Source organism: Verrucosispora sp. WMMC514 (genome assembly GCF_027497295.1).
In the GTDB taxonomy this organism is placed as follows: Bacteria; Actinomycetota; Actinomycetes; order Mycobacteriales; family Micromonosporaceae; genus Micromonospora; species Micromonospora palythoicola.
In genome coordinates this window covers 4,767,345-4,788,771 of sequence record NZ_CP114906.1, presented here as the reverse complement: position 1 = coordinate 4,788,771, position 21,427 = coordinate 4,767,345, and the positions used below count along the sequence as shown (strand labels likewise).

General features: G+C 71.1%; 16 protein-coding genes. 3 read left to right on the top strand and 13 right to left on the bottom strand.

The window, feature by feature from the left end:
• Positions 1-141: 141 nt before the first annotated feature.
• The 8 genes from O7597_RS22295 to ruvC form a co-directional block, all read right to left on the bottom strand.
• Positions 142-2,571, bottom strand: a complete 2,430-nt coding sequence (locus O7597_RS22295; protein WP_281583297.1) for a bifunctional (p)ppGpp synthetase/guanosine-3',5'-bis(diphosphate) 3'-pyrophosphohydrolase — start codon at positions 2,569-2,571, stop codon at positions 142-144.
• A gap of 197 nt (positions 2,572-2,768) precedes the next feature.
• Positions 2,769-3,335, bottom strand: a complete 567-nt coding sequence (locus tag O7597_RS22290) for an adenine phosphoribosyltransferase (RefSeq protein WP_269738814.1) — start codon at positions 3,333-3,335, stop codon at positions 2,769-2,771.
• A 108-nt stretch (positions 3,336-3,443) separates the two neighbouring features.
• Positions 3,444-4,637 (bottom strand): protein translocase subunit SecF, encoded by a 1,194-nt coding sequence (secF, locus tag O7597_RS22285; RefSeq protein ID WP_269738815.1) that lies wholly within the window; start codon positions 4,635-4,637, stop codon positions 3,444-3,446.
• A gap of 1 nt (position 4,638) precedes the next feature.
• Positions 4,639-6,522 carry a protein translocase subunit SecD gene (gene secD / locus O7597_RS22280; protein WP_269738816.1) on the bottom strand — a complete coding sequence of 628 codons (1,884 nt, stop codon included), beginning with the start codon at positions 6,520-6,522 and terminating at the stop codon, positions 4,639-4,641.
• Between the two features lie 282 nt (positions 6,523-6,804).
• Positions 6,805-7,143, bottom strand: coding sequence for a preprotein translocase subunit YajC (gene yajC / locus O7597_RS22275; RefSeq protein ID WP_269738817.1), 339 nt, complete (start codon positions 7,141-7,143; stop codon positions 6,805-6,807).
• A 138-nt stretch (positions 7,144-7,281) separates the two neighbouring features.
• Positions 7,282-8,346 carry a Holliday junction branch migration DNA helicase RuvB gene (gene ruvB, locus O7597_RS22270; RefSeq protein ID WP_281580593.1) on the bottom strand — a complete coding sequence of 355 codons (1,065 nt, stop codon included), beginning with the start codon at positions 8,344-8,346 and terminating at the stop codon, positions 7,282-7,284.
• Positions 8,343-8,945, bottom strand: coding sequence for a Holliday junction branch migration protein RuvA (gene ruvA, locus O7597_RS22265; RefSeq protein ID WP_269738819.1), 603 nt, complete (start codon positions 8,943-8,945; stop codon positions 8,343-8,345). Before ruvA ends, ruvB begins: the two co-directional genes overlap by 4 nt.
• The gene (gene ruvC / locus O7597_RS22260; RefSeq protein ID WP_269738820.1) at positions 8,942-9,469 is read right to left on the bottom strand and encodes a crossover junction endodeoxyribonuclease RuvC; all 528 of its coding nucleotides are present in this window, start codon (positions 9,467-9,469) and stop codon (positions 8,942-8,944) included. The genes ruvA and ruvC overlap by 4 nt, the downstream gene beginning before the upstream one ends.
• 238 nt (positions 9,470-9,707) lie before the next feature.
• Here ruvC and O7597_RS22255 point away from each other — a divergent pair, with 238 nt between their 5' ends.
• Both O7597_RS22255 and O7597_RS22250 read left to right on the top strand, forming a co-directional pair.
• Positions 9,708-10,490 carry a 3-hydroxybutyrate dehydrogenase gene (locus O7597_RS22255; RefSeq protein ID WP_269738821.1) on the top strand — a complete coding sequence of 261 codons (783 nt, stop codon included), beginning with the start codon at positions 9,708-9,710 and terminating at the stop codon, positions 10,488-10,490.
• 17 nt (positions 10,491-10,507) lie between these two features.
• Positions 10,508-12,427 (top strand): helix-turn-helix domain-containing protein, encoded by a 1,920-nt coding sequence (locus tag O7597_RS22250; protein WP_281580592.1) that lies wholly within the window; start codon positions 10,508-10,510, stop codon positions 12,425-12,427.
• An 89-nt stretch (positions 12,428-12,516) separates the two neighbouring features.
• Here O7597_RS22250 and O7597_RS22245 read toward each other — a convergent pair whose 3' ends face one another.
• The 3 genes from O7597_RS22245 to O7597_RS22235 all read right to left on the bottom strand — a co-directional run bounded on the left by O7597_RS22245 (position 12,517) and on the right by O7597_RS22235 (position 15,443).
• Entirely contained in the window at positions 12,517-13,116 is a 600-nt protein-coding gene (locus tag O7597_RS22245) for a TetR/AcrR family transcriptional regulator (protein WP_281580591.1), read from the bottom strand.
• A gap of 4 nt (positions 13,117-13,120) precedes the next feature.
• Complete coding sequence (locus O7597_RS22240) at positions 13,121-14,698, bottom strand: MFS transporter (protein ID WP_281580590.1); 1,578 nt, start codon at positions 14,696-14,698, stop codon at positions 13,121-13,123.
• 133 nt (positions 14,699-14,831) lie between these two features.
• On the bottom strand, positions 14,832-15,443 hold the full coding sequence (locus tag O7597_RS22235; RefSeq protein ID WP_281580589.1) for a transcriptional regulator: 612 nt from the start codon (positions 15,441-15,443) through the stop codon (positions 14,832-14,834).
• A 139-nt stretch (positions 15,444-15,582) separates the two neighbouring features.
• On the opposite strand from O7597_RS22235, the gene O7597_RS22230 reads away from it, so the two are divergent.
• Positions 15,583-16,440 (top strand): SPFH domain-containing protein, encoded by an 858-nt coding sequence (locus O7597_RS22230; RefSeq protein WP_281580588.1) that lies wholly within the window; start codon positions 15,583-15,585, stop codon positions 16,438-16,440.
• A gap of 150 nt (positions 16,441-16,590) precedes the next feature.
• On the opposite strand, the gene O7597_RS22225 is transcribed toward O7597_RS22230, so the two are convergent.
• Together O7597_RS22225 and dnaE are read right to left on the bottom strand one after the other, a co-directional pair.
• Positions 16,591-17,628 (bottom strand): aminotransferase class V-fold PLP-dependent enzyme, encoded by a 1,038-nt coding sequence (locus tag O7597_RS22225; RefSeq protein WP_281580587.1) that lies wholly within the window; start codon positions 17,626-17,628, stop codon positions 16,591-16,593.
• 97 nt (positions 17,629-17,725) lie between these two features.
• Positions 17,726-21,259 carry a DNA polymerase III subunit alpha gene (dnaE, locus tag O7597_RS22220; RefSeq protein ID WP_269738828.1) on the bottom strand — a complete coding sequence of 1,178 codons (3,534 nt, stop codon included), beginning with the start codon at positions 21,257-21,259 and terminating at the stop codon, positions 17,726-17,728.
• Between the last annotated feature and the right edge of the window lie 168 nt (positions 21,260-21,427).

Sequence of the window (21,427 nt, the reverse complement as noted above, 5' to 3'; positions counted from 1 at the left end):
CCCGCCGGCAGTCCCGGCGGGCGCTTCCCTGTCCCCACGCCGTCCGCCTCCGTTGATCATGAAGTTGTTACCCACGACAGCCGTGCGGGTGACAACAACTTCATGATCAACGCGGGTGGGTGGGGGGTGGGAGGGGATGGGTTAGGCGCCGGAGGTTACGCGGTAGGCGTCGAAGACGCCGTCTACCTTGCGTACGGCCGCCAGTAGGTGGCCCAGGTGTTTGGGGTCGGCCATCTCGAAGCTGAACCGGCTCACCGCCACCCGGTCGCGGGTGGTGGTGACGGTGGCGGAGAGGATGTTGACCCGCTCCTCGGAGAGCACCCGGGTGACGTCGGCGAGCAGCTTGTGCCGATCGAGCGCCTCCACCTGGATCGCCACCAGGAACGTCGAGGCGGAGGTCAGCTTCCAGTTGACCTCGACCACCCGCTCGCCCTGGGCGCGCAGGTCCTCCGCGTTGGCGCAGTCGTCGCGGTGCACGCTGACCCCGCCGGATCGGGTCACGAAACCGAAGACCGAGTCCGGCGGCACCGGGGTGCAGCAGCGGGCCAGCTTGATCCACACGTCGCTGACGCCGCGTACGACCACACCCGGGTCGTGGCTGGAGGCGCGGCTGCGCGGCGGGCGGGTGGCCACGGCGGTCTCGGCGATGTCCTCCGCCGCGCCCTCCTCGCCGCCGTAGGAGGCCATCAGCTTCTGCACCACCGACTGGGCGGAGACCTGGCTGTCGCCGACCGCCGCGTACAGCGACGCCACGTCGGCCAGGTGCAGGTCCCGGGCGATGGCCATCAGGTTGTCGGAGGTGAGCATCCGCTGCAACGGCATGCCCTGCTTGCGCATCGCCTTGACGATCGCGTCCTTGCCCTCCTCGATCGCCTCCTCGCGCCGCTCCTTGTTGAAGTACTGCCGGATCTTCGTCCGGGCCCGCGGGCTCTTGACGAAGCCGAGCCAGTCCTGCGTGGGACCGGCCGTGTCGGACTTCGAGGTGAAGATCTCGATCACGTCACCGTTGGACAGCGTCGACTCCAACGGCACCAGCTTGCCGTTGACCCGCGCCCCGATGCACTTGTGCCCCACCTCGGTGTGCACCGCGTACGCGAAGTCCACCGGCGTCGACCCCGTCGGCAACGGGATCACGTCGCCCTTCGGGGTGAAGACGTACACCTCCTGGCTGGACAGGTCGAACCGCAACGCGTCCAGGAACTCGCTCGGGTCGGCGGCCTCCCGCTGCCAGTCCAGCAACTGCCGCAGCCAGGTCATCTCGTCGATGTGCGCCGGCGGGCCGACGATCTGGGTGCCCTTGTGCTCCTTGTACTTCCAGTGCGCCGCGATGCCGAACTCCGCCGTGCGGTGCATCGCGTACGTGCGGATCTGCATCTCCACCGGCTTGCCGGTCGGCCCGATCACCGTGGTGTGCAGCGACTGGTACATGTTGAACTTCGGCATGGCGATGTAGTCCTTGAACCGGCCGGGCACCGGCTGCCAGTTCGCGTGGATCACCCCCAGCGCGGCGTAGCAGTCCCGCACCGTGTCGACCAGGATCCGCACGCCCACCAGGTCGTAGATGTCGTTGAAGTCGCGCCCCCGCACGATCATCTTCTGGTAGATCGAGTAGAGGTGCTTCGGTCGACCGGTCGTCTCCGCCTTGATCTTGGCGGCCTTCAGGTCGGTCTGCACCTTCTGGGTCACCTGCCGCAGCAACGCCTCCCGCTGCGGCTGGTGCTCCCCGATCAGCCGGTTGATCTCCTCGAACCGCTTCGGGAACAACGTCCCGAACGCCAGATCCTCCAGCTCCCACTTGATGGTGTTCATACCGAGCCGGTGGGCCAGCGGGGCGAGGATCTCCAGCGTCTCCTTCGCCTTCTGTTCCTGCTTCGGACGCGGCAGGAAGGTCAGCGTCCGCATGTTGTGCAGCCGGTCGGCCAACTTGATCACCAGAACCCGCGGATCCTTGGCCATGGCGACGACCATCTTGCGGATCGTCTCGGCCTTCGCCGCGTCGCCCAACTTGACCTTGTCGAGCTTGGTCACCCCGTCGACCAGCAGGGCGACCTCACCACCGAAGTCGGACCGCATCTGGTCGAGGGTGTACTCGGTGTCCTCGATGGTGTCGTGCAGCAGCGCCGCCACCAGCGTGGTGGTGTCCATGCCCAGGTTCGCCAGGATGGTCGCCACCGCCAGCGGGTGGGTGATGTAGGGGTCGCCGGACTTGCGGTACTGCCCGGAGTGCCAGCGCGCCGCCGTGTCGAAGGCCCGCTGCAACAGCCGCGCGTCGGCCTTGGGGTGATTCTCCCGGTGTGACGCGATAAGCGGCTCCAGCACCTCGCTGACCTGCGAGGACTGCCACGGCGCGTTGAACCGGGCGAGCCGTGCCCGGACCCGCCGCCCGGTGGGCGCGTGGGACAGGCCGAAGCCACCGGCCGCCGAGGAATCGCCGGCGTCGGCGGCCGGACGAACCGGCTCGTCGGTCTGCTGCACCGCCGCCCCCGACCCGCCGTCCGGCGCCGCCGCGGCGCCGTTGCGGGCGGTCAGCGAGCCCTCCGCGTCACCTGTCGGGTGCACCGTGCCCTCCACCGGAGGAACGACCTCGTGGGACACCGGCCTCCTCACCGCTCGCCGAGACGACACCGACCGTGCGCCGGCCGGTCTGGTCTAGCGCCGCACAGACGGGTAACCGCCCGGTCAGCAATGGGCAATGCTACCCCCACCCGGAGGGCCGTGCCGCTCCACCGGAGCGGTCGGTGCCGGGCCCGTCCGAGGTCGCCGCCGCCTCAAACGGTCAACAGGGCATGCACGGGACGCGGGGCCAGCCGGTCGCGCCCGCCGAGGAACGACAGCTCCAGCAGCACGGTGCAGCCCGCCACGGTGCCGCCCGCCCGCTCCACCAGGTCCAGCGTGGCCGCGGCCGTGCCACCGGTGGCGAGCACGTCGTCGACCACCAGCACCCGGTGTCCGGCCGTGAAGGCGTCCTGGTGCACCTCGAGCGTGGCCTCGCCGTACTCCAGTTCGTAGGAGGCGGCGTACGCCGGCCGGGGCAACTTGCCGGCCTTACGCACCGGCACCACCCCGACCCCCGTCGCGTACGCGATCGCGGCGGCGACCACGAAGCCCCGCGCCTCGATGCCGACCACGGCGTCGAAGGACTCCCGCCCGTGGTACGCGACGATCCCGTCGATCACGTCCCGGAAGGCGGCACCGTCGGCGAACAACGGCATCAGGTCCTTGAACATGACGCCGGGCTTGGGGAAGTCGGGCACGTCGAGCACCCGGCTGGCCACCAGTCGGGCCATCTCCGGCCCGCTGTCCCCGCGTACCCCGGTGCTGTGGGTCTCCGTCACGGCAGTTCCGCTTCCCTTCCACACGACGACGGCGGCGTCCCGCACACTGCTCGCACAGCATGCAGGACGCCGCCGGTACCTGTTCCTACCGGGTCGCCCCGGGCGTCCTCAGCGTCGCTTTCCGCCGCCCGGACGGTTGCCACCACCGGGACGCCCGCCCCGGGCACCGCCGGAACGCTTGCCCGCCGGCCGGGCGCCCACCTTCGGCGCGGCGGCACCGGCGAGGGCGCCGGTCTCCGCGGTGACCGGCTCCTCGTCCCGCTCGACCGGGCGCGGCGTACCAGCCGCCTTGGCCGGGGTTTCGCCCCGGCCGGCCGTGGACCGTCGGGCCAGCACCCGCTTGTTGTGCGCCTGGATCCGCGGGTCGCGGTTCTTCAGCACCACCAGCAGCGGGGTGGCCAGGGTGATCGAGGTGAGGAAGGCCATCGCCATACCGACGAAGAGCACCAGGCCGAGGTCCTTCAGGGTGCCGGCACCGAGCAGGCCGGCACCGATGAACAGGATGCCGCCGACCGGGAGCAGGGCGACCACCGAGGTGTTGATCGACCGCATCAGGCTCTGGTTCACGGCCAGGTTGGCCGCCTCGCCATAGGTCTGGTTGTTGTTCGCGGTGATGCCTCTGGTGTTCTCCTGCACCTTGTCGAAGACCACCACCACGTCGTACAGGGCGAAGCCCAGGATGGTGAGGAATCCGATGATCGTCGACGGAGTGACCTCGAAGCCGACGATCGAGTAGAGGCCGGCGGTGAGGATCAGGTTCATCACCAGGGCGAAGATCGCCCCGACCGCCATCTGCCACTCGAACCGCAGGACCAGGTAGACCGTCACCAGCGCCAGGAAGATCACCAGACCGAGCAGGGCCCGGTTGGTCACCTGGCTGCCCCACGCCTCGCTGACCCGGTTGCTGGCGATCTCCGCCGGGTCGATGTTGAACACCTGACCCAGCTCGGTCCGGACCGCCTCGGCCTGCTCGGCGTCCAGTTCGGTGGTGCGCAGCTCGTAGAACTCGCCACCGCCACCGCCGACCTCCTGGGTGGTGACCACCCGGCCACCCTCACCCGCGGTGGCCAGCACCTCGCCCGCCCGGTCCTCCACCTGCTCCAGGGTGCCGACGCTGGTCGGCACCTGGAAGGAGTTGCCGCCGGCGAACTCGATGCCGAGGCTGAAGCCCCGGAAGATGACGCTGCCGAGCGCGATCAGCACCAGCACGGCGGCGACGGTGAACCACATCTTGCGCCGGCCGACGATGTTGAGGCCGGCCTCACCTCGGTAGAGGCGGGCTGCCAGACCAGTCTCAGCCATCTCAGGCCTCCTTGACACGCTGGTTGCGGGACGACGGGGCCGGCTCCGACGACCGGGCCGGCAACGCCCGGCCCAGGCCGCTGACCCGTGGGGACAGGAACGCCTTGGTACGGGCGAACATCGTCATGATCGGGTGCCGGAAGAGGAAGACCACGAGCAGGTCGAGCACCGTGGCCAGGCCGAGGGCGAAGGCGAAGCCCTTCACCGTGCCGACCGAGACGATGTAGAGCACCAGCGCCGACATGATCGTGATCGCGTTGGCGGAGATGATCGTCCGGCGGGCCCGGACCCAGGCCCGGGGTACCGCGCTACGCGGACTGCGGCCCTCCCGGATCTCGTCCTTGAGGCGTTCGAAGTAGATGACGAACGAGTCCGCCGCCACACCGAGCGAGACGATGATGCCGGCGATGCCGGCGAGGGTGAGCGTGAAGCCGATCTGCCGGCCGAGCACCACCAGGGCGCCGAAGAGCAGCAACGCCGACAGCACCAGGCTCAGGAAGATCACCGAGCCGAGCAGCCGGTAGTAGAAGAACGAGTAGATGATGACCAGCAGCATGCCGATGCCGGCCGCCAGCAGACCGGCCCGCAGGTGGCTGGCGCCCAGGGTCGCGGTGACGTTCTGCTGCTCCTGCGCCTCGAAGGTGACCGGCAGGGCGCCGTAGCTGAGGTAGCCGGCCAGCTCGCTGGCCTCGGCGTTGCTGAAGTTGCCGGTGATCTGGGAGTTGCCGGTGAGCACACCCTGGATCTGCGGCGACGAGATGATCTTGTTGTCCAGCACCACGGCGACCCGGCACTTGCCCTCGTCGCCGAGCGCGGACGCGTCGCACGCCTGGCCCTCGTTGTTGAACGCCTCGCGGGTCAGCGCGGTCCACTTGTCCTGGCCCGAGCTGGTGAAGTTCAGGCTGACCACCCACTGGCTGGTCTGGTCGCGCACCGCGTTGGCGTCGGAGACGTCGGTGCCGAGCACCTTCGCCACGTCCAGCAGGTTCTTGGCGTACCCGCCCTCGCAGGCGACGACCTGCTGCTCCGGGTCGGAGATGGACGCCGGGGGCCGTTCGTCGAGTTGGGCGCAGCTGATCGTCGGCACGTTGAACTGCATCTGCGCCGGCAGCACCGCGACCTCGCGGCCACTGAGCTCGCCGAACGGCTTGAGCTTCTCGGCCAGCGACGGGTCGGCGCTCAGGTCGGCCGGCGCCTGCAACCCGCTCGCCGCGGCCCACGCCTCGGCGCCGACCTTCTGCTCGACGGCCCGGCGCTGCTCCTCGATGCTCTGCGGCACCTCTTCGCTCGCGGTGGGCGACGGGGTCGCCGACGGCGTCGGCGTCGGCGCGCCACCGCCCTGGCCACCGGCGTCCGGCGACGAGGTGGCCTCGGCGTCGGGCGTGGGGCTCGCGGAACCGGACGGGGTGGCCTCGGGGCTCGGGGAGCCGGACGGGGTCGCCGAGGGGCTTCCGGTCGGTGCCGGCGACGGGATCGAGCCGCTGCCGTCGGCGATCTTCAGCACCTTCCGGAAGCGCAGCTCGGCGGCGCTGCCGACCTCGTTGAGTTCGCGGTTCTCGCCGGGCAGGGAGACGACGATGTTGCGGTCGCCCTCGGTGACCACCTCGGCCTCGGCCACACCGTACGCGTTGACCCGGCTCTCGATGATCTGGCGGGCCCGCTCCAGGTTCTCCGCCGTCGGGGCCCGGCCGTCGAGGGTGTTGGTGGCCTCCAGCGTGAGCCGCGTGCCGCCGACCAGGTCAAGACCGAGGCGGGGTTCGAGCCGGTCCTTCCAGCCACCGCTGGCGCCGCCCGAGAAGAACACCAAAAGATAGAGGACGACGAAGATGGCCCCGAGCACGGCCAACTGCCGTCCCGGGCGCATCTGTCCCTGAGGTGGTGCCACGGCTGTCCTGTCTCCCTGTGGTCACGCCGCCGCGGGCGCGGCGGCGGGTCGGCCGGAGTCCCAGGCCGGCGGTCTGCCTACCTGACGGCGCCCGGGCTGACGCCGCCCGGGTGGTCGACGCGCACGCGTGGACCGGGTACGAGCCGGCGCGCCGACGCCCGACGTCGGCCTGCTATCCAATTGTCTCAATGCGCGGATCGGGGATGGTACCCGCTCGGGGACGCGTGCGGGCACCTCCCGTCCGAGCCGCCGGTGGACCGGCAACCCGGTTGGGACTCGACGTCAGTCCTTGACGGAGTCGGACTCCTCGGCGGGCGACTCGACCGGGCGCTCGACCGGGGTGACCACCCGGGCGATCGCCGGACGGGCGTAGCGGGTCTGCACTCCGGGAGCGACCTCCAGCAGGACGCTGTCGTCCTCGACACCGGTGACCGTGCCGTAGAGGCCGCCGATGGTGACCACCTCGTCGCCCACGGAGAGGTTGGCCTGCATCGATTCGGCCTCGCGGCGGCGCTTCTGCTGCGGACGGATCATCATGAAATACATGACGCCGAAGAGCAGAGCGATCATGAGGATCGGCGTGAAGCCTCCCGCTCCGCCGCCATCTGCTGCGTAGTGCACGGTTGTCGACCTTCCCATTGGCCGCCGCAACGGCGCGTCGGCGCCGCAACGGAGGCGGATTTTCACGTCCTGTACAGACCGCGGCGAGTCTAGTCGCTCTATCTGGGAACGCCGAATGCGGCACAGATCACGAACGGATCACGGCTCGCCGCCGTCCAGGGAGAACAGATCGGGCACGGTAGGAGCTTCTGCGGCAAATGTACCATTCGGTGGCGTACGGCCCAGATGGTGCCAGGCGGCCTCGGTGGCCACCCGCCCCCGGGGCGTACGCGCCAGCAGCCCGGCCCGCACCAGGAACGGCTCACAGACCTCCTCGACCGTGTCCGGCTGCTCCCCCACCGCCACGGCCAGCGTCGACAGGCCGACCGGACCACCCCGGAACGAGTCCACCAGCGCGGTCAGCACCGCCCGGTCGAGCCGGTCCAACCCGAGGGCGTCCACGTCGTACACGGTCAGGGCCGCCTGCGCGGTCGCGACGGTGACCACGCCGTCGGCGCGTACCTCGGCGAAGTCCCGCACCCGGCGCAGCAGCCGGTTGGCGATCCGGGGCGTGCCCCGGGACCGGCCGGCGATCTCCGCCGCCCCGTCCTCGGTGATCGGCACCCCGAGGATGCGGGCCGAGCGATGCAGCAGCGTCTCCAGGTCGGCCGGCGAGTAGAAGTCCAGGTGCGCCACGAAGCCGAACCGGTCCCGCATCGGGCCGGTGAGCAGACCCGACCGGGTGGTCGCGCCGACCAGCGTGAACGGCTCCACGTCGAGCGGGATGGCGGTGGCCCCGGGCCCCTTGCCGACCACCACGTCGACCCGGAAGTCCTCCATCGCGCTGTAGAGCAGTTCCTCCGCCGGCCTGGCGATCCGGTGGATCTCGTCGATGAAGAGCACGTCGCCCTCGGCCAGGCTGGTCAGGATCGCCGCCAGGTCACCGGAGCGTTCGATGGCCGGCCCGCTGGTCACCCGGATGCCGGTGCCCAACTCCGCGGCGACGATGTTGGCGAGGCTGGTCTTGCCCAGGCCCGGCGGGCCCGAGAGCAGGATGTGGTCGGGCGGCGAGCCGCGCCGCATGGCGCCCTGAAGCAGCAGGTCGAGCTGGTCGCGAACCCGGTCCTGGGCGATGAACTCGGACAGGCGCTTCGGCCGGACGCTGACCTCCGCGTCCAGCTCCGCGTCGCTGACGTACGCCGAGATGAGGTTCTCGTTGCTCATCGGGTCCGACCCAGCAGCCGGATCGCCTGCTTCAACAGCACCGGCACCGGCGGGGTGGGACCGTCGACGGTCTCGGCGACGGCGGCGACCGCCTGGTCGGCCTGGCCGGCCGTCCAGCCGAGCCCGATCAACGCCTGGCGGACCTGGTCCGGCCAGGCGCCGCCGGTCACCCCGGCCGCGCCGTCGGCGCCCACCGGCACCGGGCCGATCCGGTCGCGCAGCTCCAGCACCAGCCGTTCGGCACCCTTCTTGCCGATGCCCGGCACCCGGGTCAGCGCCGCCGTGTCGGCGTTGGCGATGGCCTTGCGTACCGCGTCGGGGGTGTGCACCGCGAGCACCGCCTGGGCCAGCCGCGGACCGACGCCACTGGCGGTCTGCAACAGCTCGAACAGCGCCTTGGCGTCGTCGTCGGCGAAGCCGTAGAGGGTGAGCGAGTCCTCCCGGACGACGAGGCTGGTGGCCAGCCGGGCCGGCTGACCGACCCGCAGGTCGGCGAGGGTGCCGGGGGCGCACTGCACGGCCAGGCCCACGCCGCCGACCTCGATCACCGCGTGGTCCGGGCCGGTGCCGGTCACCACGCCACGCACACTGGCGATCATCTCGCTCCTCCTCGTCTGACCCGGTCCGCCGCGGCGGCCAGTTTCGACCGGGTGCCGCCACGCCACACGTGGCAGATGGCCAGCGCGAGGGCGTCCGCGGCGTCCGCCGGCCGGGGCGGCTCGGGCAGCCGCAGCAGTCGGGTGACCATCGCGGTCATCTGTGCCTTGTCCGCCTGACCGGAACCGGTCACCGCGGCCTTCACCTCGCTCGGGGTGTAGGTCTGCACCGGCAGCCCGGCGCGCGCCCCGGCCAGCACCGCTATCCCGCTGGCCTGGGCGGTGCCCATCACCGTTCGCACGTTGTGCTGACTGAACACCCGCTCCACGGCCACGCTGTCCGGCCGGTGCTCGGCGACCAGCTCGGTCAGCGAACGGTCCAGGTGCAGCAGACGGGTGGGCAGCTCGTCGGCCGGGTCGGTGTAGACCACGTAGTAGGCGATGAGCGTGCAGGGCCGGCCGGGCACCCCCTCGACCACGCCGACGCCGCACCGGGTCAGTCCCGGATCGACGCCGAGCACCCGCACGCCGCCTCCCTCCAGCCGCCGGACAGTACGTGTGTTCGACACCCTACCGATGCCGCCACCACGGCGCGTCGCGGGACACGCCCCGCCCCGGCGCGACCGGGACGACCGGGCGGCCACGCGGAACCGCGACCGCCGTGGCGACCGCGGCGCAGATGTAGCGGACGACCACACAGTACGGCGGGAGTATGTGCCGCCATCCCATGTGCGCCCGACCACACAGCTCGTAACTTCATGCGCCATGACGGCAGAACCCGTGGCGGTCCCCCACGTCGTGAACGTCGACCTGACCGGTCGTACCGCCCTCGTCACGGGCGGGGGCGGTGGCATCGGCCGGGCCTGCGCCCTGCGGCTGGCCGCGGCCGGCGCCACGGTCGTGGTGGTCGACCGCAACGTCGAGGCGGCCAAGCTGGTGGCCGCCGAGGCCGGCGGCCGGGCCGAGGGGGTGGACCTCGCCGATCCGGCGGCGGTGGACGCGCTGGACGCCGACGTCGACATCGTGGTCAACAACGCCGGGCTGCAACACGTGGCGCCGCTCCAGGATTTTCCGGTCGAGCGTTTCGAGTACATCCAGCGGGTGATGGTGGAGGCGCCGTTCCTGCTGATCCGGCGGGCGTTGCCGCACATGTATGCCCGTGGCTGGGGCCGGATCGTGAACATCTCCTCGGTGCACGGGCTGCGCGCCTCGCCGTACAAGGCGGCGTACGTCTCGGCGAAACACGCGTTGGAAGGGCTGTCGAAGGTGGTGGCGCTGGAGGGCGCGGCGCACGGGGTGACGGCCAACTGCATCAACCCGGCGTACGTGCGTACCGCGCTGGTGGAGAGCCAGATCGCCGACCAGTCGACCGCCCACGGCATCCCCGAGTCCGAGGTGATCGAGAAGATCATGTTGGCCCGCGCGGCGGTCAAGCGGCTGATCGAGCCGGAGGAGGTGGCGGAACTGCTGGCGTACCTCTGCTCGCCGCCGGCGGGTTTCCTCACCGGTGCCTCGATCGCGCTCGACGGGGGTTGGACGGCGAACTGACGCCGGCCACCCGCAGAATGTCGGTCATGTCCTCGCCGGTGGAGTTCCTGGAACTGCTCGCCCGGGAGGCCGCCGCGGTCGAGTTCGAGGGACCGCTGGTCGCCGCCCGCTCGGCCGGGCTGCCCGCCGAACGCCTCGCCGAGTTGGAACAGGCCAAGACGGTGGCGCTGCGCGTGCGGGCGCTACTGGAACGTCGCCGCCGTCGGGAGAGCGAGCTGTCCGGCCTGTACGACACGGTCAGCGACCTGGCCGGGCTGCGCGACCTGGACGAGGTGCTGCGGGCGATCGTGCACCGGGCCCGGCACCTGCTCGGCGCGGACGTCGCCTACATGACGCTCGACGACGCCGAGCGCGGCGACACCTACATGCGGGTGACCGACGGATCGGTCTCCGCCCGGTTCCAACGGCTCCGGCTGCCCATGGGCGCCGGGCTCGGCGGCCTGGTGGCCCAGTCCGGCGCCCCCTACGTGACCGCGAACTATCCGCAGGACGAGCGGTTCCACCACACCCGCGAGATCGACGCCGGGGTGGGCGAGGAAGGGCTGGTCGCCATTCTCGGGGTGCCGCTGCGACTCGGCTCGACGAGCATCGGCGTGCTCTACGCGGCCAACCGTTCGGCCCGGCCGTTCGCCCGCGAGGAGGTGGCGCTGCTGCTCTCCCTGGCGGCCCACGCCGCGGTGGCGATCGACACCGCGCGGCTGCTGGCCGAGACCCGCTCGGCGTTGGCGGAGCTGTCGTCGGCGAACACCACGATCCGGGCGCACAGCAGTTCGGTGGAGCGGGCCGCGGCGGCGCACGACCGGATGACCGCGCTGGTGCTGCGCGGCGGCGGGGTGGAGGACGTGGCCTCAGCCGTCACCGACGTGCTCGGTGGCGCGCTGCTGGCGCTGGATGCCGAGGGACGGCGGCTGGCCCAGGTCGGTGAGATCGACGAGCCGGACCGGGCGGAGATCCTGGCGGCGGTCGCGGCGTCGCGGACCGAGGGGCGCAGCGTACGCCGGGGTGCGTTGTGGTACGCGGCCGTGGTGGCCGGCGCGGAGAACCTGGGCGTACTGGTGCTGCGTCCCGACGACGAGCCGGCCGACGCCGACCAGCGGATCCTGGAGCGGGCGGCGCTGGTGACCGCGCTGCTGCTGCTGTTCCGGCGTACCGTCGCCGAGGCGGAGGGACGGGTCCGGGGCGAGCTGCTCGACGATCTGATCGCCCGGCCGCTGCGGGACACCGACGCGCTGCGCAGCCGGGCCCGTCGGCTGGGCGTGGACCTGGACGCACCGCACGTGCTGGTGGTCGTCGGCGACGACGCCATCGCGGCGACCGGTTCCGCCCGGCAGCGGGTGCTCTCCTGGGCCACCACGTACGCCTCGACCCGGGGTGGCCTGGCCGCGGCGCGCGACGGCCGGGTGGCGCTGATGCTGCCTGGTCAGGACGCCGGTGGCAGCGCCCGGGCGGTGGCCCGGGACCTGTCCCGGATCACCGGGCGACCGGTGACCGCGGGAGCCAGCGGCCCGTCGACGGGCCCGGCGTCGCTGGCCGCCGCCTTCCGGGAGGCGGACCGGTGCCTGACCGCGCTCGGCGCGCTGGGCCGGGCCGGGCAGGGGGCGAGCAGCGTCGAGCTGGGTTTCGTCGGGCTGCTGCTGGGTGCCGTCGACGACGACGGCGACGCCGACGTGAGCCGGTTCCTCGGCACGACCATCGGGCCGGTGCTCGAATACGACGCCCGCCGGGGCACCGCGTTGGTGCGGACCCTGGAGGCGTACTTCGGGGTGGGCGGCAGCCTGGCCCGGGCCGCCGAGCAGTTGCACGTGCACGTCAACACGGTGACCCAGCGCCTGGAGCGGGTCGGGCAGTTGCTCGGTGCCGACTGGCAGCGACCGGATCGGGCCCTGGAGGTGCAGCTGGCGTTGCGCCTGCACCGGCTGCGTACGCCGGCCGGCTGAGGACCGCGGGACACCTCGCCGGCGACTGCGGTGGGCGCCGTGGCCAGCAGCGGTGGGCGCCGTGGCCGGCAGCGGCCACGACGTGCGGCTCAGCGAGTGCGGATACCAGCCAGGACGGCGTCCACGACCCGCTCCGGCAGGTTCGCCTCGTCGAGATCCGGGTTCCAGTTCAACACCCGCTGGATGAGCATCGGCCCGGTGAGCATCGCCATCGTCACCTCGATGTCGATGTCGGCGCGCAGCTCACCCTCGCGGACGCCACGGCGCAGCACCTCCCGCATCGCGGCCCGGCGGGGCTCCACGATGCTCTGGTAGAACGCGTACTGCTCGGGGCTGCGTTTCATCTCCGGCACCAGACAGGGCATGATCTGCGCCGCGCGCGGGTCGACGTTGTGGCCGATCGCGGTCACCAGCGTGATCAGGTCTTCGCGGACAGACCCTCCGGACGGCTGCGGCGGATCGCCCTTGAGGCGACGCAACGCGTCGAGCAGCAGCGCGTCCTTACCCGGCCAGCGGCGGTAGATGGTCGCCTTGCCCACCCCGGCCCGCGCGGCGATCGCCTCGACCGAGATCATCTCGATGGTGCTGCCCTCGGCGAGCAGATCCAGGGTGGCCTCGATGATCGCCTCGTCCGCTCGGACGCTGCGTGGCCGCCCGGGTGGTCGTGCGGCGTCCGCCGTGCTGGTCATCCCCTCATTGTCCCTGCCCGGACGCGGCGGCGGCCAACCCGGGTCCGCCGATCGTCGCCGGCCCGCCGGTGCTGGCCCGGCCGGGCAGGAAGCGCAGGGCCACCAGGATGCCGGCCGCGACGACCAGCGCGGCCAGCGTGGCCGACAGATGCATGGCCGAGACGAAGGAGTCGTTGGCCGCCGCGACCAGTCGCGGACCCGCGGGACCGAGCTGACCGGCTGCGGCGTACGCGCCGGCGATGGACTCACCGGCCGCTGCGTCGGCTGCCGGCGGCAGATCCACCAGGGCCGGTTCGATCCCGGTGCGGTAGCCGGCGGCCAGCACCGAGCCGATCACCGCGACGCCGAGCGCGGCGGCCACCTGCCGGATGGTGTTGCTGATCGCGGAGCCCACGCCGGCCTTCTCCCGGGGCAGGGCCGACATGATCGACTCGGTCGCCGGCGGCATGATGTTGGCCATCCCGACGCCCTGCAGGAAGAAGGCGAGCAGCACCAGCCAGATGGGCGTGGCGACGTCGACGAAGGCGAACGCGCCCAACGCCACCGAGGTCAGCACCAGCCCCACCACCGCCACCGCCCGGCCGCCGTACCTGCGGACCATGGTGGCGCTGCGCGGGGCGAAGACGAGTTGGGCGACCGCGAAGGGCAGGAAGAGCAGGCCGGTCTCGAGCGGGCTGTAGCCGCGCACCAGTTGCAGGTAGAACGAGCTGAAGAACAGCACACCCATCGCGGCGAAGAAGACCAGCCCGATCATCGCCACCGGGGCGGCGAACCGAGGTACCCGGAACAGTCGGACGTCGAGCGCCGGATGGCTGCTGCGTCGCTCGTACCGGACGAACCAGGCCAGCACCGCGACGCCGCCGAGGATCGAGGCCCAGACCAGGGGTCGACCGAAGCCGTGCTCGCCGCCGTCGATGATGCCGTAGGTGAGGGCGACCAGACCGACCACGGAGAGCAGCACACCGAACGCGTCGACGCGGCCCGGTTCGGGGTCGCGTGACTCGGGCACCAGCGACGCGACCAGGATGACGCCGAGCGCCACCACCGGCACGTTGATCAGGAAGACCGAGCCCCACCAGTAGTGTTCCAGCAACAGTCCGCCGAGGACCGGCCCGATGGCCACCGCCAGGCCGACCGCGCCGGCCCAGATGCCGATGGCGCGTCCTCGCTCCCGGGGGTCGAAGACGTTGGAGATGATCGACAACGTCGCCGGCATGATCGCTGCGCCGCCGACCCCCATCAGGGCCCGGGCCGCGATCAACTGGCCGGGAGTCTGCGCGTACGCCGACAGCAGTGACGCCAGGCCGAAGAGCGCGAGCCCGATCAGCAGCATCCTGCGGCGGCCGGCCCGGTCCCCCAACACGCCGAAGGTGAACAGCAGCCCGGCGAAGACCAGGGTGTAGGAGTTGATCGACCACTCCAGCTCGCCCTGGCTCGCCCCGAGCCCGTGCACCGGGTCGGCGAGGGTGCGTAGCGCGACGTTGAGGATGGTGTTGTCGAGGACGACCACGAGCAGGCTGATCACCAGCACCCCGAGGATCGCCCACCTCCTCGGATGTCCGGTGTTCTCGCTCGGCTGCATCTGCGCCCCCCGATTTTCGAGTCGGTCCCGTCCGCGTCGACGTTCAGCGTAGGGCATTTACGATACGGCACGGATCCGTATCGGTATGACCCATGTCACGAGGCGGCTGACGACCGGACGCGCACCTGCCCGCCTACAGCACCCGGAGGGCGGCGGAGAGCGAGTCGAGCCGCGTCACCGGCGGGGTGGGCGGGTCGACCCAGCCCAGCCCGGCGGCGTACACCCGGACCGCCGGGAAGTCCCGGGCGAAGCGGCCGATGCGGTACGACCGGCCGGTCACCGGCGACTGGGACCAGACGGCTACGGTGTGCGGTCGGGCCCGGTCAACGGCGCTGGCCAGCGCCGTCCACGGCAGCGCCGGCCCGACCAGCAGGCTGCCCCGGCCACGCTCCCGCAACCCGGCGGCGAGCGCGTGCAGCCCGAGACAGTGTTCCTCCTGCTCCACCCCGGCCAGCAGCACGCCGTCGGCGGGCGGGCCGGCTGCCGGATCGCGGCGGAACACGTCCAGACCGACCCGGACGCCCTCGGACAGGGCGTGCTCGACGGCGATCCCGGCGGGGGTACACCCGTTCCGCGCGGTGAGCACCGGCACGCAGACGTCGTCCCACAGCCGCTCCACTCCCCACTCCTCGGCCAGCTCGACGACCAGCGCGGCGGTCCGGTTGCCGTCGAACTCCTCGGCGGCGGCGGTCAGGCGCTTGCGCGCGATCTGCACGACCTCGGCCGGCATCGGTACCCCAGACACCAGACTTCCTCCCAGTGGACAGGTCTCCACCGGGGGATTCGTTCGGTGGCCCCGCCACGGATGCGCCCGCGACGACCTTGACCCGGACGGCTACGTTGATGATCAACTCAGCAAGCGCCGTCACCGGAAAGGTCCCGCCATGCCCTTCGGCTTCATCCTGGCCATCGTCGCCGCCGTCGTCGCGATCGTCGCCATCGCCGTCGCCCTGTTCAGCTCGCAACGCCAGGTGCGGCAGATCGGCGTCCTGACGGCGGTCGGCGCCCTGGCCGGCACGGCGATCCTCACCGTCGCGTCGAGCGCCCACTCGGTGCCGATCCGCTCGGTCGGCATCGTCACCAGCTTCGGCAAGCCGACCGGTGAGGTCACTGGCTCCGGCCTGAAATGGGTCACCCCGTGGCAGCGGGTCGGCGAGTGGGACGCCGGGCGGCAGAAGTACGACCACATCGGCAACGACAAGTGCGTGCGGGTACGTACCGGCACCCTCGCGGACGCGTGCGTCGAGGTGCTGGTCGAGTGGCAGGTCCAGCCCGAGAACGCACCGCAGCAGTTCATGGACTACAAGGGTGACTTCGAGAGTTTCCGGGGGCAGCGGGTCGGCGTCCAACTCGACAGCGCGGTCAACGACGCCTTCGCCACCTACAACCCGCTGGAGCGCATCGACTCGAAGACCGGCAACCTGAACGTCGACCTCAAGCCCTTCTCGGCGAGCATCAAGTCCAACGCCGAGGGGCGGCTGGCCGACGACGTCGAGATCCTGTCGGTCACCATCACCCGGGTCAACCACGACGACAAGACCGAGGGCAACATCAAGGCGTTCCAGGACAAGCTCGCGCAGACCCGCAACCTCGAACAGGACCGCCTCAACGCCGAGATCCAGAAGCAGGTCACCGAGACCAACGCGACGGTGGACAAGGTGACCCGCTGCCTGGAGATCGCGGACAAGCACGGCAGCTCGCCGGGACTGTGTATCAACCCGGGCATCATCACCGGCAAGTGAGGCGGCGGTCAGGGGACGTCGCGGACATCGTGGGGATCGCGGGAGACCGCCCTGCGGACAGTGCCGCCCGCCCTCACCGGTCGGGTGAGGGCGGGCGGCGGGCGCCGGCCGCACACCGGCGAGCCGTCCGGTGCGGCGTGGCCGGCGCGGTCAGGAGGTGAGTGCGTCGAGGGCCAGGTCGACGTCCTCGGTGGTGGAGTAGAGATGGAACGAGGCCCGGACGCGACCGGCCCGCACCGCCGCGCGTACCCCGGCGCGCTCCAGCTTCTCCTGCGCGTCGGGCACCTCGACGGTGACGATCGCGCTGTGCCCGGGTGGCTGCCCCAGACCGGCGAGGAAACGGTTGGCCAGCGCCACGTCGTACGCCCGCACCTGCTCGACACCGATCTCCAGCAGCAACTCCAGGGCGGGTACCGCACCGACCCAGCTGAACCAGGCCGGTGAGAGGTCGAACCGGCGGGCGTCGTCGGCCAGCCGCAGCGGCGGCCCGTAGTAGGAGGCGTGCGGATCGCGGCCCGCGTACCAGCCGGCGGCGTCGGGTCGCAGCCGGTCCCGCAGCCCGGGAGCCAGGTAGGCGAAGGCGGTGCCCCGGGGAGCCATCAGCCACTTGTACCCGCCGGCCACCACGACGTCGGCACGGGCCGCGTCGAACGGCAGCCAGCCGCAGGCCTGGGTGGCGTCCACCGCGACGAGCGCGCCGTGCGCCCGGGCCGCCGCGACGATCTCGTCGTACGCGGCGACGGTGCCGTCGGCGGACTGCACCAGGCTGAACGCCACCAGGTCGGTGCCCGGGTCGATCGAGGCGGCCAGCTCGGCCAGCGCGACGGTGCGTACCTCGACGCCCCGCTCGGCCTGGACCAGCCAGGGGAACAGGTTGGAGGTGAACTCGACCTCGGGCACCAGCACCCGGGCACCGGTGGGCAGCGCGGCGGCGACCGGCGCCAGCAGCTGGGAGACGGTGGCACCGACCGCGACGTCGCCCACCGGCACGCTGACCAGGGAGGCGAACGCCGTCCGGCACCGGTCGGTGGCGGCGCCCCAGTCCTCCCACGCTCCCCGCCCCACCCGCCAGCCGGCCAGCGCGTCCTGCAACGCGTCCCAGGCCGGGTCGGGCGGCAACCCGTAGCTGGCGGTGTTCAGCCAGCCCGGCTGCGGTTGCCACAGCTTCTGTGCCTGCTCCAGATCCACACCCCGACGCTAACCGCCCCGCCCCCCACCCCTAAGCGCCAATCCCACCCCCGTGGCCCCCACCCCCAACCGGGGGTGACCGGGAGGGGTGTGGGGCTCAGGTGACGTTGGCGGGGCCTAGGACGCTTTTCAGGTCGGCCATGAGGGCGGTGGTGGCGGCTACTCGGACCGGGCTCAGGCGCAGGGTGGTGGTGCGGGTGCCGTTGAGGAGTTTGACGTGCACCTCGGCGTCGCCGGGGTGCAGCACCAGGGTCTCCTTGAGCCGTTCCACGAGCGGTGGGGTGCAGCGGGTCACCGGGATGGTGAGGGTGACCGGCTTGTTCGTGGTGCTGGTGCTGACGTCCGGCAGGGACATGTCCATCGCCATGATGCGCGGGGTGTCGTCGCGCCGGTCGACCCGGCCCTTGACCACCACGATCGCGTCCTCGGCGATGTACTGGCCGATCACCTCGTAGGTGTTCGGGAAGAACAGCGTCTCCACACCGCCGGCCAGGTCCTCCAGGGTGGCCGAGGCCCACGCCCGCCCCTGCTTGGTGACCCGTCGCTGCACGCCGGAGAGGATGCCGGCGAGGGTGACCACCGCGCCGTCGGGCACGGTGCCCTCCTCCGACAGCGCCGCGATGGTGGTGTCGGCCGCCGCACCGAGGATGTGTTCCAACCCGAACAGGGGGTGGTCGGAGACGTACAGGCCGAGCATCTCGCGCTCGAAGGCGAGCTTGTCGCGCTTGTCCCACTCCCCCTCGGCGATGACCGGCATGACCGTGGTGTTCGTCGCCACCTCGGCGTCACCGAAGCCCGCGCCGAACAGGTCGTACTGCCCGACGGCCTCCTTGCGCTTGACGTCGGCGTACGCGTCGATGGCGTCGGCGTGCACGGAGAGCAGGCCCTTGCGGGGGTGCTTCAGCGAGTCGAACGCCCCCGCCTTGATCAAGGATTCGATGGTCTTCTTGTTGCAGACCACCGCGTCCACCTTGGACAGGAAGTCGTAGAAGTCGGCGTACTCGCCCTTCTCCTCGCGGCACCGCATGATCGCGGCGACCACGTTCGCGCCGACGTTGCGGATCGCGCCGAGGCCGAAGCGGATCTCCCGGCCGACCGGGGTGAACGGGCCGGCCGAGGTGTTCACGTCCGGTGGCAGCACCTGGATGCCCATCCGCCGGCACTCCGACAGGTACATGGCCATCTTGTCCTTGTCGTCACCGACGGAGGTCAGCAGCGCCGCCATGTACTCGGCCGGGTAGTTGGCCTTCAGGTAGCCGGTCCAGTACGACACCAGCCCGTACCCGGCGGTGTGCGCCTTGTTGAACGCGTAGTCGGCGAACGGGACGAGGATGTCCCACAGGGTCTTGATGGCCTCGTCGGAGTAGCCGTTGCTCCTCATCCCGTCCCGGAACGGGATGAACTCCTTGTCGAGGACCTCCTTCTTCTTCTTGCCCATCGCCCGGCGCAGCAGGTCGGCCTTGCCGAGGCTGTACCCGGCGAGCACCTGGGCGGCGCGCTGCACCTGCTCCTGGTAGACGATCAGACCGTGGGTCGGGCCGAGGATCTCCTCCAGCGGCTCGGCCAGCTCCGGGTGGATCGGGGTGATCTCCTGGAGCCCGTTCTTGCGCAGCGCGTAGTTGGTGTGCGAGTTGGCGCCCATCGGGCCGGGCCGGTACAGCGCCAGGACGGCGGAGATGTCCTCGAAGTTGTCCGGCTTCATCAGCCGCAGCAGCGAGCGCATCGGCCCGCCGTCGAGCTGGAACACGCCGAGGGTGTCGCCGCGGGCCAGCAGCTCGTACGTCGGCTTGTCGTCCAACGGCAGCTTGAGCAGGTCGACCTTGAGTCCGTGGTTGAGCTCGATGTTCTTCAGCGCGTCGTCGATGATGGTCAGGTTGCGCAGGCCCAGGAAGTCCATCTTCAACAACCCGAGCGACTCACATGTCGGGTAGTCGAACTGGGTGATGATCGCCCCGTCGGCGTCCCGGCGCATCAGCGGGATGTGCTCGATGATCGGCTCGGCGGACATGATGACGCCGGCGGCGTGCACCCCGGTCTGCCGGATCAGCCCCTCGATGCCCTTGGCGGTGTCGATCACCTTGCGGACGTCGGGGTCGGACTCGTACAGGCCACGGATCTCGCCGGCCTCGGCGTAGCGCGGGTGCTTCGGGTCGAAGATGCCGGTGAGCGGGATGTCCTTGCCCATCACCGCCGGCGGCATCGCCTTGGTGATCCGGTCGCCGACCGCGTACGGGTAGCCGAGCACCCGAGCCGAGTCCTTGATCGCGGCCTTCGCCTTGATCGTGCCGAAGGTGGCGATCTGGGCGACCTTGTCCTCGCCCCACTTGTCGGTGACGTACTTGATCACCTCACCGCGCCGACGCTCGTCGAAGTCGATGTCGACATCCGGCATGGAGACCCGCTCGGGGTTGAGGAACCGCTCGAAGATCAGCCCGTGCGGGATCGGGTCCAGGTCGGTGATGCCCAGGGCGTACGCGACCAGGGAACCGGCCGCGGAGCCGCGGCCAGGACCGACGGCGATGCCCTGCGCCTTGGCCCACTGGATGAAGTCGGCCACCACGAGGAAGTACGACGGGAAGCCCATCTGGATGATGACACCCAGCTCGTACTCGGCCTGCACGACGTGCCCCTCGGGGATGCCCTCCGGGTAGCGGCGGGCCAGGCCGGCGAAGGTCTCCTTGCGGAACCAGGACTCCTCGGTCTCGCCCTCGGGGACCGGGAAGCGCGGCATCAGGTTGTGGAACTCGAACATCCCGGTCGGGTCGACCCGCTCCGCCACCAGCAGCGTGTTGCGGCAGCCCTCCAGCCAGGCGTCGGAGTGGTCCACGCCGCGCATCTCGTCGGCGGACTTGATGTAGTAGCCGCTGCCGCCGAACTTGAACCGGTTCGGGTCGGCGACGTTGCTGCCGGTCTGTACGCACAGCAGCACGTCGTGCGCCTCGGACTGCGCCTCGTGGGTGTAGTGCGAGTCGTTGGTGACCACCGGCGGGATGTTGAGCTTGCGGCCGATTTCCAGCAGCCCGTCGCGGACCCGCTTCTCGATGTCCAGGCCATGGTCCATCAGCTCCAGGAAGTAGTTCTCCCGGCCGAAGATCTCCTGGTACTTCGCGGCGGCTTCGAGGGCCTGCGCGTCGTGGCCGAGCCGCAGCCGGGTCTGCACCTCACCGGATGGACAGCCGGTGGTGGCCATCAGCCCGTCGGCGTACTCGGCGAGCAGTTCGGCGTCCATCCGGGGCCACTTGACGAAATAGCCCTCGGTGTACGAGCGCGAGGTCAGCGCGAACAGGTTGTGCAGGCCGGTCTTGTTGCGCGCCCAGATGGTCTTGTGGGTGTAGCCACCGCTACCGGAGACGTCGTCGCTCTTCTGCTCCGGCCGGCCCCACCGGACCCGTGACTTGTGGAACCGTGACTCCGGCGCCACGTACGCCTCGATGCCCAGGATCGGGGTCACCCCGGCGGCCATCGCCTGCTTGTAGAAGTCGTTCGCGCCGTGCATGTTGCCGTGGTCGGTCATCGCCACCGCCGGCATCCCCTGCCGCTTGACCTCGGCGAACAGGTCCTTGAGCCGGGCCGCCCCGTCGAGCATCGAGTACTCCGTGTGCACGTGCAGATGCGCGAACGAATCGCCCATGCGGAGGCCCCCCGGTTCGGATGATCGAGTCGGTCGGCGCTAACCCTAACCCCGCCGTCGCCGGTCGCTCCAGCGCGCCGCGCGCGGCGCTCGCCGGTCCGCTCGACCCGCCTCGGCGGCCGGCGCCGACGCCCGTGCCGTGTCAGCTGGTGGACTCGGGACCGGACG